General features: G+C 60.6%; 14 protein-coding genes. 4 read left to right on the top strand and 10 right to left on the bottom strand.

Annotated features, from left to right (window positions below; translation table 11 throughout):
• Positions 1-149 precede the first annotated feature (149 nt).
• From KGB24_RS26220 to KGB24_RS26205, 4 genes are all read left to right on the top strand, one after another.
• Positions 150-1,439, top strand: a complete 1,290-nt coding sequence (locus KGB24_RS26220; RefSeq protein ID WP_008029114.1) for an NAD(P)/FAD-dependent oxidoreductase — start codon at positions 150-152, stop codon at positions 1,437-1,439.
• 26 nt (positions 1,440-1,465) lie between these two features.
• A complete protein-coding gene (locus tag KGB24_RS26215; protein WP_008029115.1) occupies positions 1,466-2,020 on the top strand; it encodes a helix-turn-helix domain-containing protein in 555 nt (184 codons plus the stop codon).
• A gap of 23 nt (positions 2,021-2,043) precedes the next feature.
• Positions 2,044-3,390: a glutamine synthetase family protein gene (locus KGB24_RS26210; protein WP_223413564.1), complete on the top strand. Its 1,347-nt coding sequence runs from the start codon at positions 2,044-2,046 to the stop codon at positions 3,388-3,390.
• A 492-nt stretch (positions 3,391-3,882) separates the two neighbouring features.
• On the top strand, positions 3,883-4,392 hold the full coding sequence (locus KGB24_RS26205) for a hypothetical protein (protein WP_081500240.1): 510 nt from the start codon (positions 3,883-3,885) through the stop codon (positions 4,390-4,392).
• A 346-nt stretch (positions 4,393-4,738) separates the two neighbouring features.
• Here the strand turns inward: KGB24_RS26205 and KGB24_RS26200 are convergent, their stop codons facing one another.
• The 10 genes from KGB24_RS26200 to KGB24_RS26155 form a co-directional block, all read right to left on the bottom strand.
• On the bottom strand, positions 4,739-5,329 hold the full coding sequence (locus tag KGB24_RS26200) for a helix-turn-helix domain-containing protein (protein ID WP_223413566.1): 591 nt from the start codon (positions 5,327-5,329) through the stop codon (positions 4,739-4,741).
• Between the two features lie 53 nt (positions 5,330-5,382).
• Entirely contained in the window at positions 5,383-5,544 is a 162-nt protein-coding gene (locus tag KGB24_RS26195) for a hypothetical protein (protein WP_177318177.1), read from the bottom strand.
• 341 nt (positions 5,545-5,885) lie between these two features.
• Complete coding sequence (locus tag KGB24_RS26190) at positions 5,886-6,680, bottom strand: ABC transporter ATP-binding protein (RefSeq protein ID WP_008029125.1); 795 nt, start codon at positions 6,678-6,680, stop codon at positions 5,886-5,888.
• 13 nt (positions 6,681-6,693) lie between these two features.
• The gene (locus tag KGB24_RS26185) at positions 6,694-7,455 is read right to left on the bottom strand and encodes an ABC transporter permease (RefSeq protein ID WP_008029127.1); all 762 of its coding nucleotides are present in this window, start codon (positions 7,453-7,455) and stop codon (positions 6,694-6,696) included.
• A 9-nt stretch (positions 7,456-7,464) separates the two neighbouring features.
• Complete coding sequence (locus tag KGB24_RS26180) at positions 7,465-8,226, bottom strand: ABC transporter permease (RefSeq protein ID WP_008029130.1); 762 nt, start codon at positions 8,224-8,226, stop codon at positions 7,465-7,467.
• A gap of 227 nt (positions 8,227-8,453) precedes the next feature.
• Complete coding sequence (locus KGB24_RS26175) at positions 8,454-10,916, bottom strand: TonB-dependent receptor plug domain-containing protein (RefSeq protein WP_223413562.1); 2,463 nt, start codon at positions 10,914-10,916, stop codon at positions 8,454-8,456.
• Positions 10,917-11,289: 373 nt separating this feature from the next.
• Positions 11,290-13,560 (bottom strand): TonB-dependent receptor, encoded by a 2,271-nt coding sequence (locus KGB24_RS26170; RefSeq protein WP_223413561.1) that lies wholly within the window; start codon positions 13,558-13,560, stop codon positions 11,290-11,292.
• A 490-nt stretch (positions 13,561-14,050) separates the two neighbouring features.
• Positions 14,051-15,109 carry an ABC transporter substrate-binding protein gene (locus KGB24_RS26165; protein WP_008029136.1) on the bottom strand — a complete coding sequence of 353 codons (1,059 nt, stop codon included), beginning with the start codon at positions 15,107-15,109 and terminating at the stop codon, positions 14,051-14,053.
• Positions 15,110-15,145: 36 nt separating this feature from the next.
• Positions 15,146-16,198 (bottom strand): ABC transporter substrate-binding protein, encoded by a 1,053-nt coding sequence (locus KGB24_RS26160; RefSeq protein WP_008029138.1) that lies wholly within the window; start codon positions 16,196-16,198, stop codon positions 15,146-15,148.
• A gap of 20 nt (positions 16,199-16,218) precedes the next feature.
• Complete coding sequence (locus KGB24_RS26155) at positions 16,219-17,379, bottom strand: LLM class flavin-dependent oxidoreductase (RefSeq protein WP_192417597.1); 1,161 nt, start codon at positions 17,377-17,379, stop codon at positions 16,219-16,221.
• Positions 17,380-17,459 lie beyond the last annotated feature (80 nt).

The following is a 17,459-nucleotide window of genomic DNA, read 5'->3' as shown; positions in this document are numbered from 1 at the left end:
GAGCGAGCCTGCTCGCGATGGAGTGTCAGCCACATTGGGTTGACTGACACACCATCGCGAGCAGGCTCGCTCCTACAGGTTCTTGCGTTCGTGAAATAACGTGTGTATTTTTTCATGAAAATTAAATAATAAAATTTCATGAGGCCCACATGTTCCAGCAATCCACCCGCCACGTCGCCAGTTACTACGCTCACACTTGCGCAGATCGCTTGGTGGAACGTGCGGCGTTGGAGGGCGAGCACGACACCGACGTGTTGATCATCGGCGCCGGCTTCAGTGGTTTGCACACAGCATTGCGACTGGCCCTGGCGGGCAAGCGCGTGACGCTGCTGGAAGCCAGTCGAGTGGCCTGGGCGGCGTCGGGGCGTAATGGCGGTCAGGCCATTCTCGGTTGGTCGTGCGATATGCCGCCGCTGGAGGCCGCACTGGGTTATGAGCGCGCACGACGGTTGTGGGACGGCATGCGCTGGGCTGCGCAGGAATTACGCGCGCTGCCTGCCCGGCATGAATTCGATTGTGATTATCGGCCCGGCCACCTCTGGACATCGGTGATGCCGCGACGGGTGAGCCTGCTGACCGAGTGGCAACATGAGGCGAGCCACAAATGGGGTCACGATGGATTGCAATTCATTCCCCGTGAGCAGTTGCCGCAATGGGTCGCCAGCGAGCGCTACCAGGCGGGCCTGTTTGATCCTGAAGGCGGACACCTGAACCCGTTGAAACTGGCACTCGGCCTGGCGGCTGCCATCGAGCGCGCCGGTGGTCGTATTCATGAACAAAGCAAGGCGCTGAATTACCGCGAGGAGGGTGGCCGGTACGTGGTCACCACTGAGCGCGGGCGCATCCGGGCCGATGTGCTGGTGCTGGCGTGCAATGCCTATCTGGACCGGCTCGATCCGCAGCTATCAAGTTGTGTGTTGCCGGTCGGCACCTATCAGGTGGCCACCGCGCCGCTCTCGCAAGCACAGGCGACCGCGCTCCTGCCGAGCAATGTCTGCGTCACCGACAATCAGTTCGTTCTCGATTATTTCCGTCGTACGCCGGATAACCGCTTGCTGTTCGGCGGCGGTTGCACCTACCTGGGGGGCATGCCGAAGGACATCGCCGCCGCGACCCGGCCGTTCCTGCAACGGGTATTTCCTCAGCTCAAGGGCGTCGAACTGGAATTCGCCTGGGGCGGCCATATCGACCTCACGCTCAATCGCACGCCTGACATTGGCCGACGCGGCGATCTCTATTGGCTGCAGGGTTATTCGGGCCACGGTGTGCTGCCGACCCTGGCCGGGGCTCGCGCCGTGTCCGACGCGATACTCGGTCAGGCAGACGAGCTGGGCTTGTATCAGGGCCTGGTCAACGGCAGTTTCCCCGGCGGCAAATACATGGCAGCGCCCCTGGAAGCCATCGGCAAGGCCTGGTATCGGTTGCGCGACAGCCTTTGAAACGCACATTTTCTGGAAGCTTTCAGATGGACATGCAAGAAGAGATTTCGGCGCTGGCGATCCTGATTCAGGACCTGCGCAAACACAAGAAATACACGCTCAAGGAACTGGCGGACAAGATCGGTCGCTCCGTCGGTTTTCTTTCGCAAGTCGAGCGCGGATTGTCACGTCCGACCGTGGCGGACTTGACCGCGATCAGCGAAACCCTCGGCGTGCCGACCACCTATTTCTACAGCCTGCCCAAACCCATGGCCTTGCCGTGGGTGACCCGGCCGGACGAGCGCCGAACGCTGTATTACGCCGACGGCATCACCGACATCCTGGTCTCGCCGAAAATGCGCGCCTCGTTCTCGATGCTCGAAAGCCGTCTCGAACCCGGCGCCAGCAGTGGTGACCGGCACATGGATGACAGCTCGGAGCAGGGCGGTTACGTGCTCGAAGGGCAACTGACACTTTGGCTGGATGACAATCAACCGGTCACCCTGGGGGCCGGGGACAGCTTTCAACTCGCCAGCCATACCCATTGCCGCTACGGCAATCTCACCGATCAGCTCACCCGGGTGCTCTGGGTTTACACCTGATAAAAACAACAAGGAACAACATGATGGATGCTGTCTGCTCTGATCTGGTTGCTGAAGTGCGCGCATTTCGGCAGCGCTTTCCGGATGTGCGCTACGTCGACCTGATTTCCCTGGACATCCCGGGGCATTTCTACGGCAAGCGCTATCCGATCGAGATGCTCGAAAAGGTCGCTGCCGGCAGCGCGCTCAAGCTGCCGCAGAATTGTGTATTGCTCGGCACTCAAGGCGGGCTGTTCAAAATCGGCGACTACTGTTTCAACGACGGCGACCCGGATGCGCCCCGTCGGTTGGTGCCGGGTACGCTGAAAATCGTCAACTGGGAAAAACAGCCGCTGGGGCAGATGTTGATCACCTCCAGCGGCACTGAAAAACCGATCGTCTTCGAGCCTCGGGAAGTGCTGGCGCAAGTGCTGGAGCGCCTCGCTGGCAAAGGGATCTTCCCGGTGGTGGCTTTCGAACTGGAGTTCTACCTGTTCGATCGCCAGTTGCGTGACGGCTTGCCGCAGTTTGCGCGCGATCCGCTGACCGACGATGCGGACGATCAGCCGAACATGCACATCGAGCGGCTGTCGCGGTTTGCGCCGGTGCTCGATGAAATGGTCGAAACGGCACGGGCGCAAGGCATCGACACCACGGTGATTACTGCCGAGCTGGGCCCGGGTCAGTTCGAGATCAACTTCGGTCACCTGGATGACGGCCTGCGGGCTGCCGACTGGGCGGCGCTGTTTTGCCGCAGCACCCGTGGCGTTGCGCTCAAGCACAACTACCGCGCCAGTTTCATGGCCAAGCCTTACTTGCAGCACCCCGGCAGCGGCATGCATGTTCATGTGAGCCTGTACGACGAGGCGGGCAATAACCTTTTAGCGGCCAATGACCAACAGCCGCTGCGCCATGCCGTGGCCGGTTGCCTTGAACTGTTGCCGCATTGCATGCCGATCTTCGCACCGAACCACAATGCGCTGCGTCGCTTGAGTGGCACCGTGAATGTCGCGACGCGTGCCAGTTGGGGCTTCGAAGATCGGGACGCCTGCCTGCGGGTTCCTGAGTCGGACGCGAGGAATCTGCGCATCGAACATCGCCTCGCCGGTGCCGATGCCAACCCGTATCTGGTGTTGGCGGCGATTCTGGTCGGGTTGGAACAAGGACTTGAAACCGGTCGCCAACCGATAGCACCGTTGAATGAAGATCGCAGCAGTGGCATCAACTTCCCGCTGGAGATGCTGGAGGCCGTTCAATCCATGCAACACAACGCGCAGTTACGCGAAGGATTGGGTGCGGAGTTTGTAAATGTCTACTGCGAAAACAAGCGTCAGGACCATTTGGCATTTATGCAGGACATCAATGCGCGTGAATATCGCTGGTACTTGTAGTTGACCGCTTTTCGTTACTCGACCTTAAAAAAAGTGTGGATATTTAAGGACTTGGAAAGATTAGTAACCAGGTGGTGAGTCAAAATATCTTGTTACACGGTGAAATATTCCGTAATATCCGCACCGCGTTCACCACCACGGTTTATGCATTTTTAAATCCCAGGCGTCCATCAGCTGCCTGGGATTTTTTTTGCCTGAAATAAGCTGTGCTTCAAAAAATATTCATTCAGTTAGAACGATTATTTCTTTCGGTTATTTAAATAGACCTCTTCTGCATATCCATAACCGTGAAATCCGCGTTGTGGATCGGGTTGTGTCTGCAATCAAATCAGAATGGTGGTCATGGCAGAAATAGACGTTCCATCCACCTCGTTAAAGCTGCCCCAGCATCAAATTCCGCTGTTCGATGGTCATCTTGTTGCCCCTGGTCCAATCCTTAGAATCGGCGCCATCAGCTTCGTCCAACTATTCAAACCTTTGGGGAACAACACCATGATGAACGCCATGCAGATGCAAATGCCGATGAACGCCAACATGCCGATGATGCCGATGATGGGCATGCCGATGATGATGGCGACCATGACGTGCGAAATGATGGACGACGGCATGATGTGCAAAATGATGCCGGCCGCTGGCATGGACATGGCGATGTTCAAGAACAGCGCAGAAATGATGCAGATGATGATGAACTGCGGCATGCCGATGATGATGCACTGCGGCAACATGAGCATGATGTGCATGTCCCAGGCGGCCATGGCCATGCCGATGATGAACATGATGATGCCAATGCCAATGATGGGCATGCCGATGCCGTCGATGAAGTGCGTGATGGAATGCACCATGATGGCTGACGGCATGATGTGCAAAATCATGCCGATGGCGGGCATGAACATGGACATGATGAAAAACTGCTGCACCCTGATGATGAAAATGATGAACGATTGCAGCATGCCGATGATGATGAGCTGCAATGGCATGCCGATGATGTGCTGCACCTGCTGATCCCGAGCGACAGCCATTAAAAAGCCCGGCCAATGCAGATTGGCCGGGCTTTTTGATTTCCTGCTTTTGTAGGAGCCCGGCTTGCCGGCGAAGGCGTATTTGAGGACGCCATCACCCGCAAGCCGGCTCCTACAATGTTTGCGTCGTTCAATGAGTTGGAGTTGACCACCCACCCTGTAGGAGCCAGGCTTGCCGGCGAAGGCGTACTTGAGGGCGCCATCGCCGGCAAGCCGGCTCCTACAATGTCTGCGTCGTTCGATGAATTGGAGTTGACCACCCACCCTGTAGGAGCCGGCTTGCCGGCGATGGCGTCAGCAAAGCCGCCATCACCCGCAAGCCGGTTTTGTCAGTCGAGGCGTTCCGGGTAAGTCACCACCAGATACGCCACCGCTTCACTGTCCGCCGGGTTGCGATAGCGGTGGGGCTGGTCGGCGTAAAACAGGATCGAATCGCCGGTGGAAAGCAGGTAGCGTTCGTCGTTGACGCTGATTTCCAGTACGCCCTGCGAAACCACCAGGTTCTCCTGGACGCCGGGGCCATGGCCCTCGGAGACGTCCTCTCCCAATGGGCTCAAGCGCAGTTCGTAAAACTCCGATTGGCGTGCCACGTCAAACGGGAACAGCGCTCGGCTGGCAAAGGCGCCGCTGGCGCTGACCAGGCGTTTGCTCTGGCTCGCCGATAACACGGCCACCCCTTCAAAGGCCCGATGTTCAAGAAATGCGGCCACCGAAACCTTCAAGCCTTTGGCGATTTTGCACAGCACTTTGATCGACGGAACGCTGCGTCCGGATTCGATCTGCGCGAGCATCGCCCGACTCACACCGCATTGTCGCGCGAGGGCATCGAGGGACAGGTGACGCTTGCCCCGCAGGCGTTGCAGGTTTTGCGCGACCCGCTCGCAGATCGGGTCCTCTTCCAGTGATTCGAGGTTGTTCAGGTCCAGCACGGGTTCGTCAGCGCCCGCCAGAAAGCGCGAGGGGTTTTGTGTATTCACGCCTGACGAGTCTCGGTCGAACGCGAAGCCTGAACCCACTGAAAGGCCTGCAGGCCAGCATTGCGTGCGTACATTTCCCACATGGCCCGTGCCCGTTGCTGCGCTTGTTTGCGTTTGCGGTAGCTGGCGAAGTCGATGATGTTGGCGGTCGGATTCATAGGGCTCTTCACTGTCGTGGTGAATGACGGGATGGTCTGAGACTACGCGGATATTTTTATAACGATAAATACTGTTTGTGTATTTATTAATTCCTTTTGGTTCTTTTAAAAGCCAGCTATCAGAAGGACTCTGGATGCCCCCTGATCCTGTAGGAGCCGGCTTGCTGGCGATCGGATCGATGCGGTGTGTCAAGCCAGACGCCATCGCCGGCAAGCCAGCTCCTACAGGATTCTGTGTTTATCAAATGACCTTGTAGGAGCCGGCTTGCCGGCGATGGCGGCGCATCGGACACACCGCGTCGCTTCAATCGCCAGCAAGCCGGCTCCTACAGGTCCGACGCTCAATGCCCCACCAATTCCTCAAGCAGCTGTTCCTTGTACCCCTGCAACACCGTTGAAGCCCGGTCCCGAGGGTGGGGCAGGTCGACCTTGATTTCGTGCTTGATCCGGCCCGGGTGGGCGTCCATCACGATGACCCGGTCGCCCAGGTACAGCGCTTCTTCGATGTCGTGGGTGACCATGATCACCGTGCAGCGCTGTTGCACCCAGATCCGTTGCAGCTCGTGTTGCAGGCGCACCCGGGTCAAGGCGTCGAGGGCGCCGAGGGGTTCGTCGAGCAGCAGCACTTTCGGTTGGTTGATCAGTGCGCGGGCGATGGCCGCGCGCTGCGCCATGCCGCCGGACAACTGGTGTGGGTAGGCGTTTTCAAAACCTTCGAGGTTGACCAGCGCAATGTGCTCGGCCACCAAACGGTCCTTTTCTGCCTTGGACAACGGATGGTTTTTCAGCGCCAGGGCAATGTTCTGGTTCAGCGTCATCCACGGAAACAGTCGATGGTCCTGAAATACGATCCCGCGTTCGAGGCTGGTGCCGACCACCCGTTTGCCATCCAGCAGAATATCGCCTTCATAGTCGTCCTCCAGCCCGACGACCAGCCGCAGCAGCGTCGACTTACCGCAACCGCTGGCACCGACGATGCTGACGAACTCACCGGGACGCACGTCGAGATTGATCTGCTGCAGCACCGGCAAAGGCTGGCCTTCGATCCGGTAGGCCTTGCTCAGGCCGCGAATCTGCAGCGCACCAGTGTGTAATGAGGTGCTGTGTGGCACAGCGTGTTGGGCAATTGCGTTCATGGTTATCGGCCTTTCAGCGAATGTTGCGCCAGCGCAGCAGATGGCGGCTAAGAAGAGTGAACAGCAGGGTCATCAGGTAACCGCAGAGGCCGATGCACAGCACGCTGAGGACGATGACTTCCATGCGTGAGCCGGCTTCGGCGTTCATCATCAGGTTGCCCAGGCCAGCGCCCGAAGACAGGAACAGTTCGCTGCCCACCGCGGTGACCCAGGCAAACGCCAGCGCATGCAGCACGCCGGTGGCAATGCTCGGCAGCGCCGCCGGCAGCAGCACATGACGAAAGCGTTGCCAGCGGCTCAGCACCAGCACCTGGCCGACCTCGCGATAGCGCTTCTCGACATGGCTGAAACCCTGATACGTGTTGAGGACCATCGGATAGAACGCCGCGAGACTGACGATTAACACTTTGGAAAACTCGCCATTGCCGAACCACATGGCGATCAACGGAATCCAGCCGAGCATCGGCACCTGGCGGATCGAATGAAACAGCGGCCCGACCAGCCGATTGGCCACCGCCGACAGCGCCATCAGCACCCCCAGCAGCACGCCGAAGACAATCCCCAGTGCCAGGCCGGTGCTGGTGCGGGCCAGACTGGCCAGCAGGTTCACCAGCAACTCGCCGTTGGCCAACAGTTCGAGCAACGCCGCGCCGATCGCCGACAACGGCACAAAGGCGTACGCGCCGGCGGCACCCTGGCGCGACAGGTATTCCCAGCCGCCGATCAACAACAGCGGCAGCAGCAGGCCACGGGATTTGGCAAGCAATCGAATCATCATCAGCTCCTAGCGGGTCTGCCAGCGGAACAGCCGCTGTTCCAGTTGGCGAAAGGTGAAGTCCAGGGCGAAACCGATAACGCCGGTCACCACAATCCCGACCATCACCACATCAATGCGCAACATCTGCCGGCTCATTTCAATCATCTGCCCCAGACCGCTGTCGGCGGCCAGCAACTCGGTGGCCACCAACACCACCCAGGCGCGGGTCAGGCTGATGCGAAAACCGGTGATGATCGGCGGCGCGGCAGCGGGCAGGGCGATGGCGCGAACAAACGTCGGCCAGCGCAGGCGATACACATCGGCGACTTCGAAGTAGCTGCGCGGAATGGCCTTGACCCCTTCACTGGCGGCCAGCGCCACCGGGAAGAACGCGGTCTTGGCGACGATGATGATCTTGAAGGTTTCATCGATGCCGAACAGCAGCACAAACATCGGGATCAGCGCGATGCTGGGGATCTGGCGCAGGGTATGGAACAGCGGCGAGCAGTAGATCTCGACGTTCTTCGACAACGCCATCAGCACCCCGAACGCCAGGCCCAGCAGCGAGCCGATGCCGAAACCCAGCCCCAGTCGTGACAGGCTGTTGAGCAAGTGGTCGAGCAGCTCACCGCTGGCCGACAGTTCCTCGAAGGTCTGCCACACCTGAGCGGGCGGGACGAGCAGGTTGCGCGGGAAAATCCCGGCCTCGGCCACCACCGCCCAGAGCAACAGCAGGGCGGCAGGGGAGATGAGCCAGGTCAGGGAAAACAACAGACGTCGGGTACGCATGGCGGGTCTTATTTCGGCGAAGTACCGCAGGGGTATCGCAAGAGGTGTGCCAGCCGCGCTGCACCTGGCAACACACAGACCCTGTAGGAGCCAGCTTGCTGGCGATGGCGGCATCATGCACACCCGAAATCGTGCAGACCGCATCGCCGGCAAGCCGGCTCCTACAAGAGCGGTGGTGCTTCACCAACACCCATTGCTGCCCCAGCAACACCCCATCAGCACCCGCGTCAGAACTCGTAACTGACGCTGGTGTAATAGAACGCACCCTGCGCACCTTCAGGGCTGGTGATCGAGTATTTCGGTACGCCGTACAACTGCGCGCCTTCCGCCTTGTCCGGGTGCGTGTCGAACAGGTTGATCGCGCCCACCGACAGCTTCAGCGCCTTGTTGAAGGTGTACGACACATCCAGGTCCGTAACCCATTGCGGGCTGTAGGTCTGGTCCAGGGTCGGGTTGGTGGCGTTGAGGCTTTTCCATTCACCGTAACGACGCTGAGCCACGGTCACACCCCATTCATCAAACAGCCAGTTGGCGCTCAGCACCAGTTTGGTTTCCGGTGTGCCGTCCTCGATCAGGCCCTGGGTGGTACGGCCGACAATCTGCGAACCCTTGATATTGCCGACATCGCGCAACGCGGTGATTTTCGTGTTGTTCTGGCTGATGCCACTGCTCAGGTTCAGGCGGCCCCATTGCTGCAGGTCCAGCTGATAGTTACCCATCAGCTCGATCCCGTCGGTGCGGGTGTCGGCAACGTTGGTGTAGAAGGCCGCGCTCTGGATGTTCGCGTAGGGCGTGCCGGCGAAAATCGGCGACACCACCGTCGCCGGCAACTGATCGGAGAGGGTGATGCGGTTGTCGATGTCGATCCGGTAGGCGTCCAGCGTCACCGACGCGTTGGCCAACGGGCGCCAGACCAGGCCCAGGGAATAACTGGTGGACTCTTCCGGTTTCAGCGACTTGCCGCCCAGCAGCGCCGCTTCCGGGCTGTCGGCGCGCAATGTGCGTTGCTGCACTTCGACGAAGTTGCCGCTGCCGGGCGGCTGCTCGACCACCTGCACGCTGAACGAAGACAAGCCGCTCTGCACCAGCGACGGCGCGCGATAACCTGTGCTGGCCGTGGCCCGTGCGGCGATCTGCGGGGTGAAGTCATAGCGCAGCGACAGTTTGCCGTTGGTGGTGTCGCCAAAGTCCGAATAGTGCTCGGTGCGCACCGCGACGCCGGCCTGGAATTTCTCGGTGATCTGCCCTTCGACGTCGATGTAGGCACCCAGCACGTTGCGGTCCAGTGAAGCCGCATCGACCTGGGTGATGCCCGAGTAGTAACCCGGGATGCGCCGGCCGGTGACCGGGTCGACGGTGTTGAACAACGGGCCGTTCTGCCAGCCTGCCGCTTCGCCGGCGCTCAGCTCGTAATTCTCCTGACGCCAGGCCAGGCCGGCAGAGAGTGTCAGCGGCTTGAACAGCAGGTCGGTGGGGAAATCCCGCACCCAGTCCAGCGTCACGTTGGTCTGATCGGCCTCCCGTTCGCCGGTGAAGATTTTTTCCGGGCTGGTGGCGCCCCAGCTGGGGTTGATCGCGTTACGGTCGGTGGACTTCAGGGTGTTGTTGCCATGGTTCACCGCGAAATCGAATTTACCCAGAAGGTCGTCTTCGTAACGCAGGCCGCCGGTCAGCGCATAGTCTTCCAGCGAATAGCGCGTGATCGGCAGGCGCCCGTCCGGGAAGCGCTGCAATGCGGTGCTGCTGTAGTTGTTGCGCAGGGTGGTGGGCGGGTCGAAGAAGCCTTCGGCGTCGGTGTTTTTGTGCGAGTAGGTGGCGAAACCGTAGGCCGTCAGGCCGTCGCCGATGCCGACTTCGCTGTTGGCGGCGAAGTTGTACTGGTCCGAGACATTGCCCGAGCCCCAGCGCCAGGTGCGGTAGCGGTTGTTCTGCTCGCGCGGCGTGTTGATGCTGGTGGAGCCGGGGTAGAAGATCCGGTTGTCAGGGTTGGTGTCGCTGGCGGGGTCCTGGCTGCCGGCGTCGAAACTCAGGGTCAGGAAGCCGTCGTTGGGCAGGGCGAAACCTTTCCAGCCGCTGAGCTTGCGCTGGATGCCGTCACCCTTGTCGTAGCCGCCGAAGCGGTAACCGAGGTTGCCGCCGTCGTCCTTTTCCTTGAGCACGATGTTGATCACCCCGGCGATGGCGTCGGAGCCGTATTGAGCGGCGGCGCCGTCGCGCAGGATTTCGACGCGCTGGATCGAGCTCAAGGGAATCAGGCTCAGGTCGACCGCAGCGGCGCCACGACCATTGACGAGGCTTTGCCGCGTGACGTTGGCGCTGGTGTGGCGGCGCTTGCCGTTGACCAGCACCAGCACCTGATCGGAGGCCAGGCCACGCAACGAGGCGCCCTGAGCGATGGAACCGGCGAACGCGCCCTGGGGTGATTGCGGATAGCTGAACGAGGGCGACAGGGCCGTGAGCGCGCCGGACAGGTCGCTGGCACCGGTCTGCTGCAATTGCTCGCCGGTCAAGACGTCTACCGGCGCGGCGCTTTCCAGTGCGGTGACATCACTGCGCCGGGTACCGAGCACCACGACAGTGTCCAGGTGATCGCCGCTGGCGGTGGGTTGGGTTTCGGCAGCCGAAACAGGCACGGCAAGGCTGCCAATGACCAGCGCAATAGCGCCGGCCAACGGAGTGCGATGGAACATGAGCAGAGTCCTTAAAAGGTCCGCAGCCCCTGTAGGAGCCGGCTTGCCGGCGATGGCGACCGCATGAGCGATGCGCGCCTTGAGGCCCCATCGCCAGCAAGCCGGCTCCTACAGGGGAAGCGGTGTCACGGAAATTGAGAACAACACAATCCTTTGTAGGAGCCGGCTTGCTGGCGATGGCGTCCTTACCTGCGATGCAAGGCTCAATGGCCCCATCGCTGGCAAGCCAGCTCCTACAGGGGGAAGCGGTGTCACGGAAATCGAGAACAACACAATCCTTTGTAGGAGCCGGCTTGCCGGCGATAGCGTCCTAACCGGCGATGCAAGGCTCACGGGCCCCATCGCCAGCAAGCCGGCTCCTACAGAGGGGGCGTCAGAAGCGGCTGGTCACGCTCAGGCCGACGGTGCGTGGGTCGCCGTAGGTGATGACGTACTGACCGAGGGTGCCGTTGGGCCGGCCATGGACCTGGTAGCGACGGTCGGTGAGGTTGTTGACGAAACCCGTGACGCTGAGTTTTTCATCCGGGCTGAACCAGGTCAGGCGGGTGTTGGCCAAGGTGTAGTGGGGTTGGCTGAGCGTCTTGTCGACGCTGCTCTGGCGATCGGCGAGGAAGTATTCCTTGTCGCGAAAACTCACGTCACCGCCAGCCACCAGCTTGCCGCCGATTTCCAGCGGGAAGGTGTAATCGGCACCGAGCGACACCACGTTGCGTGGCGAACGCACGAAGCTGTTGCCGCTGTAGTCACCGGTAACGGCGCCTGTGTTCGGGTTGGTGTTTTTGAAATCGGTGTACTCGGTGTCGAGGAACGACACCGCCGCCCGCAAGTGCAGGTAGTCCGTCGGCTGACCTTCAAGCTCCAGCTCGGCGCCCTTGACCGTACCCTTGGCGCCGTTGGTCAGCGCGGTGGTCAACACGCCGTTGTTGACCGTCAGCAGGTTCACCTGAATGTCCGAATAGTCGTAGTAGAAAATGTTGGCGTTGGCCGTCAGGCGATGGTCGAACCACTCGGACTTGAGGCCGATTTCGTAGGCGTCGAGTTGTTCCGGATCAACCGTGGTCAGTTGCGCAAGGCTGGTCGACAGCCCGGTGTTGAAGCCGCCGGAACGGAAGCCGTGGGCGTAGCGGAAGAACACGCGCACGTTGTCGTTGATCCGGTATTCCGGCGTCAGGTCGTACGTCCAGGCTTCCCAGGTCTTGTCTTCCTGACGATTGCCGTTGGTGCCGACGCCGCCCAGCGGCACCAGCGGGCCGTTGGCGGTGGTACGGGTCAGTTGGGTCAGGTTGAGGTCGATGTCTTTCTTTTCCTGGGTCCAGCGCAGGCCACCGGTGACGCTGAAGTCGTCGGTGAAGTCGTAGGTCAGGTTGCCGAACAACGCATAGCTGTCGGTGGTGTGGTCGAAGTTGAGGTCACGAAAATCGGTGGCGCCGCCGGTCTGGTTCGAGCCGGTGCCGTTCGGTGTCGGGCCGGGCGTGATGATGCGCTGGGCCGAGCTGTCGAGGTCTTCGTGGAAGTAATGCGCACCGGCGAGCCAGCGCAGGGTTTCCTGCTGCGGCGATGCCAGGCGGATTTCTTGCGAGTACTGGGTGTATTTGTTGTCGGAAATCGCTGCGCCGTTCACCTCAAAAGGCGTGTAGTCGGCATCGCTGGTGGACTGGCCGCGGATGTAGTCATAAGCGCTGATCGACGTCAGGGTGTAATCACCCAAATTCCAGTTCAGGGTCAGCGACGTGCCGTCGTGATCAAGCTTGGAATCCTCGTTGACGTTCAGCGCGGTGTCGCGCCCGTTGGGTCGCTGATAACCGACGTTGTAGTAACGCCCGACGGCCAGCGAACCGTTGCTGCCATCGCCTTTGAATTCGCGGCTGTGGATCTTCAGCAGGGCCTCCAGGTCCGGGTTCAGTTGCGCGAGGAATTGCAGGCGTACGGCTTTCTTGTTGACGTCGCCGTAGGTGTTGTTGTCGACGAGGTTCTTCTGGAAACCGTCGCGCTCTTCGGAATACAGCGCCACCCGTGCGGCGAGTTTTTCATCCACCAGCGCGCCGCCGAGGGCACCGCTGACGATGCGTTCGTTCTTGCTGCCGAAGCCAATGGTGCCGAAACCGTCAGTGTCGAAAGTCGGCTTTTTGGAAATGATGTTCACCGCGCCGGCAGTGGTGTTCTTGCCGTACAGCGTGCCTTGCGGACCGCGCAGAATCTCCACGCGTTCCAGGTCGAACAACGGCCCGCCACCGGCAATCGGCGCGTTCAAGTACACGTCATCGGCGTAGATCCCCACCGGGAACACCGTGGCCGCGCCCGTATCACCGGTGCCGAGGCCGCGAATGTACCAACGCGGCCGGCCATCGCCGTCGGGGTTCTTCGCCGCTACGTTGGGAACGAATGTGGTGATGTCGCCGATATTGCGCACGCCATCGGCTATCAGGCTGGTGCCCTGTACCGCCGACACGGCCACCGGAACCTCTTGCAGGGTTTCTTCCCGGTGTTGAGCGGTGACGGTGACCGTCTTGAGTGAAGGCTCCGTGGTGGTCTTGTCGCTGTCCGCGTCCTTGGATTGCGCCGCCAGCAGCCCCTCGCTGACAGTCCCCCCGGACAGCAGCAAGGTTAACCAGATACTCTTGGTGATTGGATTAAGTTTATGCATGTGAATCTCCCCCGTTAAAGTTTCGCTAATAGGGGTAGAGCAGAGATCGTGCCAGATTGTTTTTCAGGGATGTTAGTTTTGTTAACTAATTGAAATATAATGATTAAATAGTTTTTTGAAGTTGCTATTACAGGCGATTTTTAATAAGTGAGTTAGTTGGATCCAGTCTGGCGCTAAGTGCCTGTCGGGGATTCAGCAGAAAGTTGCTTGGCGGGTGTTGCTGGAGCAGCAGGAGTTGGGCGGGGGTGTGTTGCCAGTCGAGCAATGCGGTGATGTTGAATACGCCATCGTCGGAACGCCGCCCGCAGCAAGCCGGCTCCTACACGGGATCGCGGCACACGCAGATCAACGGTTGGAATCGTGAGACGCCTTCGCGGGCAAGCCTCGCTCCTACAGGCGATGTGTGTCGGTCACAATAAATTTGAACGACACACAACCCCTGTAGGAGCGAGGCTTGCCCGCGAAGGGGCCCTCACAAACGAAAAAAACCTCAAACCGCCAATCGCGACGTCGAACCAATCACCTTTTCCAGCACGCTGAAATCGATCCACTCGCGCACATCGAACCGGCGTGGAATGAAATCCCAGCGATGCAGGAAATCGGTGAAATCCTGCAACGCTTCAATCGAGCGCGCATCCAGGGTCGTGCGCAAACGCCGATGCGCATCCTCACCATACGCAGCGGCCACCCAGTACTCGCTGGTATTGAGTTCCCGCGCCAAAAAGCGTCGGGTTTCTTCCGGATTGGCCCACGCCCATTGCTCGGTGCGCAGCACGGTGTCGACGATTTTCACACTGGCATCGAAATGCTCGTGCAGCAGGTGCGTGTCCACGGTCAGGGTCCGTGGCGTGCCGTTGTTCGAGCGGATCAACGGGTCAGGGTGCGAGCCGGTATCGACCACCACTTGCAAGCCGAACTCGTTCGCCAGGTGCACGGCGTGCGCACCCTTGAGGAAAATCGCGTCGATGTCGCCGCGCAGCAGTCCGATCAGTTCGTTGTTGCGCTTGCTGAAGCGCGTGACACCGAGGCTGACTTCCGAGCCGAAGACATGCTGTTTTTGATCGTCGCTGTAAGTACCGCCGTAGGGGTAATCCACCAGCTCGACGTCGGACACCTCCAGGCCTTCAAGCTTGAGGGCGTTTTCCAGTCCGCGCAGGGCCTGGGCGCGGGTGAAATCGATCTGCACGTTGGCCCATTTCGGCAGGCCGAAGCGGCGGTTCTTCAAGTCGCGAATGCTCTTCACGCCGCTTTCCGCAGTGGTCAGGATCAACTGCACCTCGTCGCTCCAGGACAACCCCAGTACGCGGGTTTGCACGCCGCTGGCGTAGGCCCAGATCGCTGGAATATTGCCGCCGTGGCGCACCGAGTTTTTCAGGTGATGGTCGTAATGAGCTTCGCGAACTTCCCGTTCACTGGACTCGCGCAAGGACTGGATATTGGTGCCGAACGGCAGAAAGGCTTCCGCCAGTCGCCCGGACTGCACGGCGATGCCAAGCCCGGTGGGCACCGGGCTGTGGGTGTACCAAAGGGTATCGAGTGGTTTGCTCATAAAGGTCTTCAGTTCCAATCCATGAAATCCGGCGGGTTAGCCAGCCAGTGCGGTGGGTGTTGCCAGCAGCGCTTGCAGTGGCCGTGGATCGATCCAGTCGCGCACGTCGAAGCTTTTCGGGATGAAGCGCCAGCGATGCAGGAAGTGGGTGAAATCCTGCAACGCGGCGATGGCCTGTTCGTCGAGTTCGGTGCGCAGGCGCAGGTGCGCGTCGTCACCATACGCGGCGCTGACCCAGTACTCGCTGCTGTTGGTTTCCCGAGCCAGGTAGCGACGGGTTTCTTCCGGGTGGGTGTGCGCCCATTGTTCGGCGCGAAGCACCGAATCAAGAATGCCGGTGGCCACATCGAAATGCTGGTCCAGCAGGTTCAGGTCCACGGCCAGTGTGCGCGGGGTGCCGTTGTTGCTGCGAATCAGCGGTTCCGGGTGCGAACCGGTGTCGATCACCGTGTGCAGGCCAAACTCGTGGGCCTGCCGGGCGGCACTCGCGCCCTTGAGGAAAATCGCATCGACCTCACCGCGCAGCAGGCCCACCAGTTCCAGGTTACGGCCCTCGACCCGCTGCGCGCTGACCGGTGTGCCGTTGACGGTTTGCACCTGCGGGTCGCTGAACGTGCCGTCATAACGGAAGTTCACCAATTGCACGTCGCCGACTTGCAGGCCTTCGAGTTTCAAGGCGTTTTCCAGGCCGCGCAGGGCCTGGGCGCGGGTGAAGTCGATCTGCGCGCCGGCCCAGTCCGGCAGGCCGAAACGACGGTCCTTGAGGTCCTTGACGGTTTTGATGCCACTGTCGGCGCGGGTCAGGATCAGTTGCACTTCATCAGCCCAGGACAGGCCGATGACCCGGGTTTCCCGGCCCTGCGCACGGGCCCAGATCGCCGGGATGTTGCCGCCGTGGCGTACCGAGTTACGCAAGGTGTGATCGAAGTGCGATTCGCGAACCGCTTTGTCAGTGGACTCGCGCAGCGATTGAACCTCGGTGCCGAGCGCGCCGACGGTGTCTTGCAGCCAGCCTTTTTGCACGGCGATACCGAGCCCGGTCGGGACCGGGCAGCGGGTGTACCAGAGGGTGTCGAGGGCTTGCGTCATCAATGATTCTCCCGCCGCGCTCAGGCGCTGGCCTTCAAGTGAGTTTGCGGTTGGGCGACAGGGCGCTGATGCACCAGCGGCAGCACTTCCTGACCGATGCGCAGGGCTTCTTCCAGGTGCGGATTGCCGGCGAGGATGAAGGTCGAGAAACCGGCGTCGCGGTATTCCGACAGGCGTTCGGCGATGTTCTGGTGACTGCCCACCAGGCCCACGGTCGGCCCGGGTTTGGCCTTGGCGAAACCGGCCCACAGGTTCGGGCCAATGATCAGGTCATCAAAGCGATCGACGTTCTGGTGGTAAGCCGTTTGCCGTGCGCCACCGACTGAATCGGAACCACTGGTAAAGCCTTTGGCGACCACGCTGCTCTTGCCTTCGAGCTTGTCGAACTGGCGGCGCAGATCCTTCCAGGCTTGCTCTTCGGTTTCGCGGGCGAAGAGGTCGACGCGCAGTCCGAAGCGCACGCTGCGACCTTGTTTGTCCGCCAGTTCGCGAACGCGCTCGATGTGCGGCTTGAGCTTGTCGATCGGCTCGGCCCAGTTCAGGTAAACGTCGGCATGTTTGGCGGCGACATCCAGCGCGGCATCGGAAAAACCGGAGAAATACACGCCGGGTTTGCGTTCGTTTTGCAAGCCATGGGGCAGGGCGCCGTTCTCCAGTTGGTAGATATCGCCGTCGTAGGAGAAGCGTTCGTTCTGCCAAAGACCCTGGATGATGTCGAGGAATTCACCGGTGCGCTTGTAGCGCAGGTCGTGTTCGAGGAAGTCACCGTTGGCCCGCTGGCTGGCCGGGTTGCCGCCGGTGATGATGTTCCACTCCAGGCGCCCGCGACTGAGGTTTTGCAGGATGGCCGCTTGTTGCGCGGCATAGGCCGGCAAGGTCCAGGTGGCCTGGAAGGCGATCAGGAATTTGATCCGGCGGGTTTCCCGGGCCAGGGCCGCTGCGGCAATCCACGGCTCCGGGCCGGTGGGCAGCAGGGCGCCTTCGAACCCGGCCAGTTCCGCCGCTTTCGCGACCTGGGCGATGTAGTCGATGTAAGTGAAATCATCCGGTTCGCCGTTGGGCAAGCGCCCCGGTGCGATGTTGCCCGGTCGATAGTCCGGATTGCCACGATTGTGTTTGTCGGTGGTCAGTTGCGGACCATCGGTGCCCAGCGGCAGACGCCAGAAAAATTCAGTGCTCATGGGATGCTCCTGATTCAAGTACGCGTTGCGTCGCGCAGGTGCGAGGACGCCTTGGCAGGGGCTGTCTCTTATACACATCT

Source organism: Pseudomonas sp. BF-RE-25 (assembly GCF_019956105.1).
Taxonomy (GTDB): domain Bacteria; phylum Pseudomonadota; class Gammaproteobacteria; order Pseudomonadales; family Pseudomonadaceae; genus Aquipseudomonas; species Aquipseudomonas migulae.
Note: the sequence above shows the minus strand (reverse complement) of the source record. Positions and strands in the feature narration are given on the sequence as shown.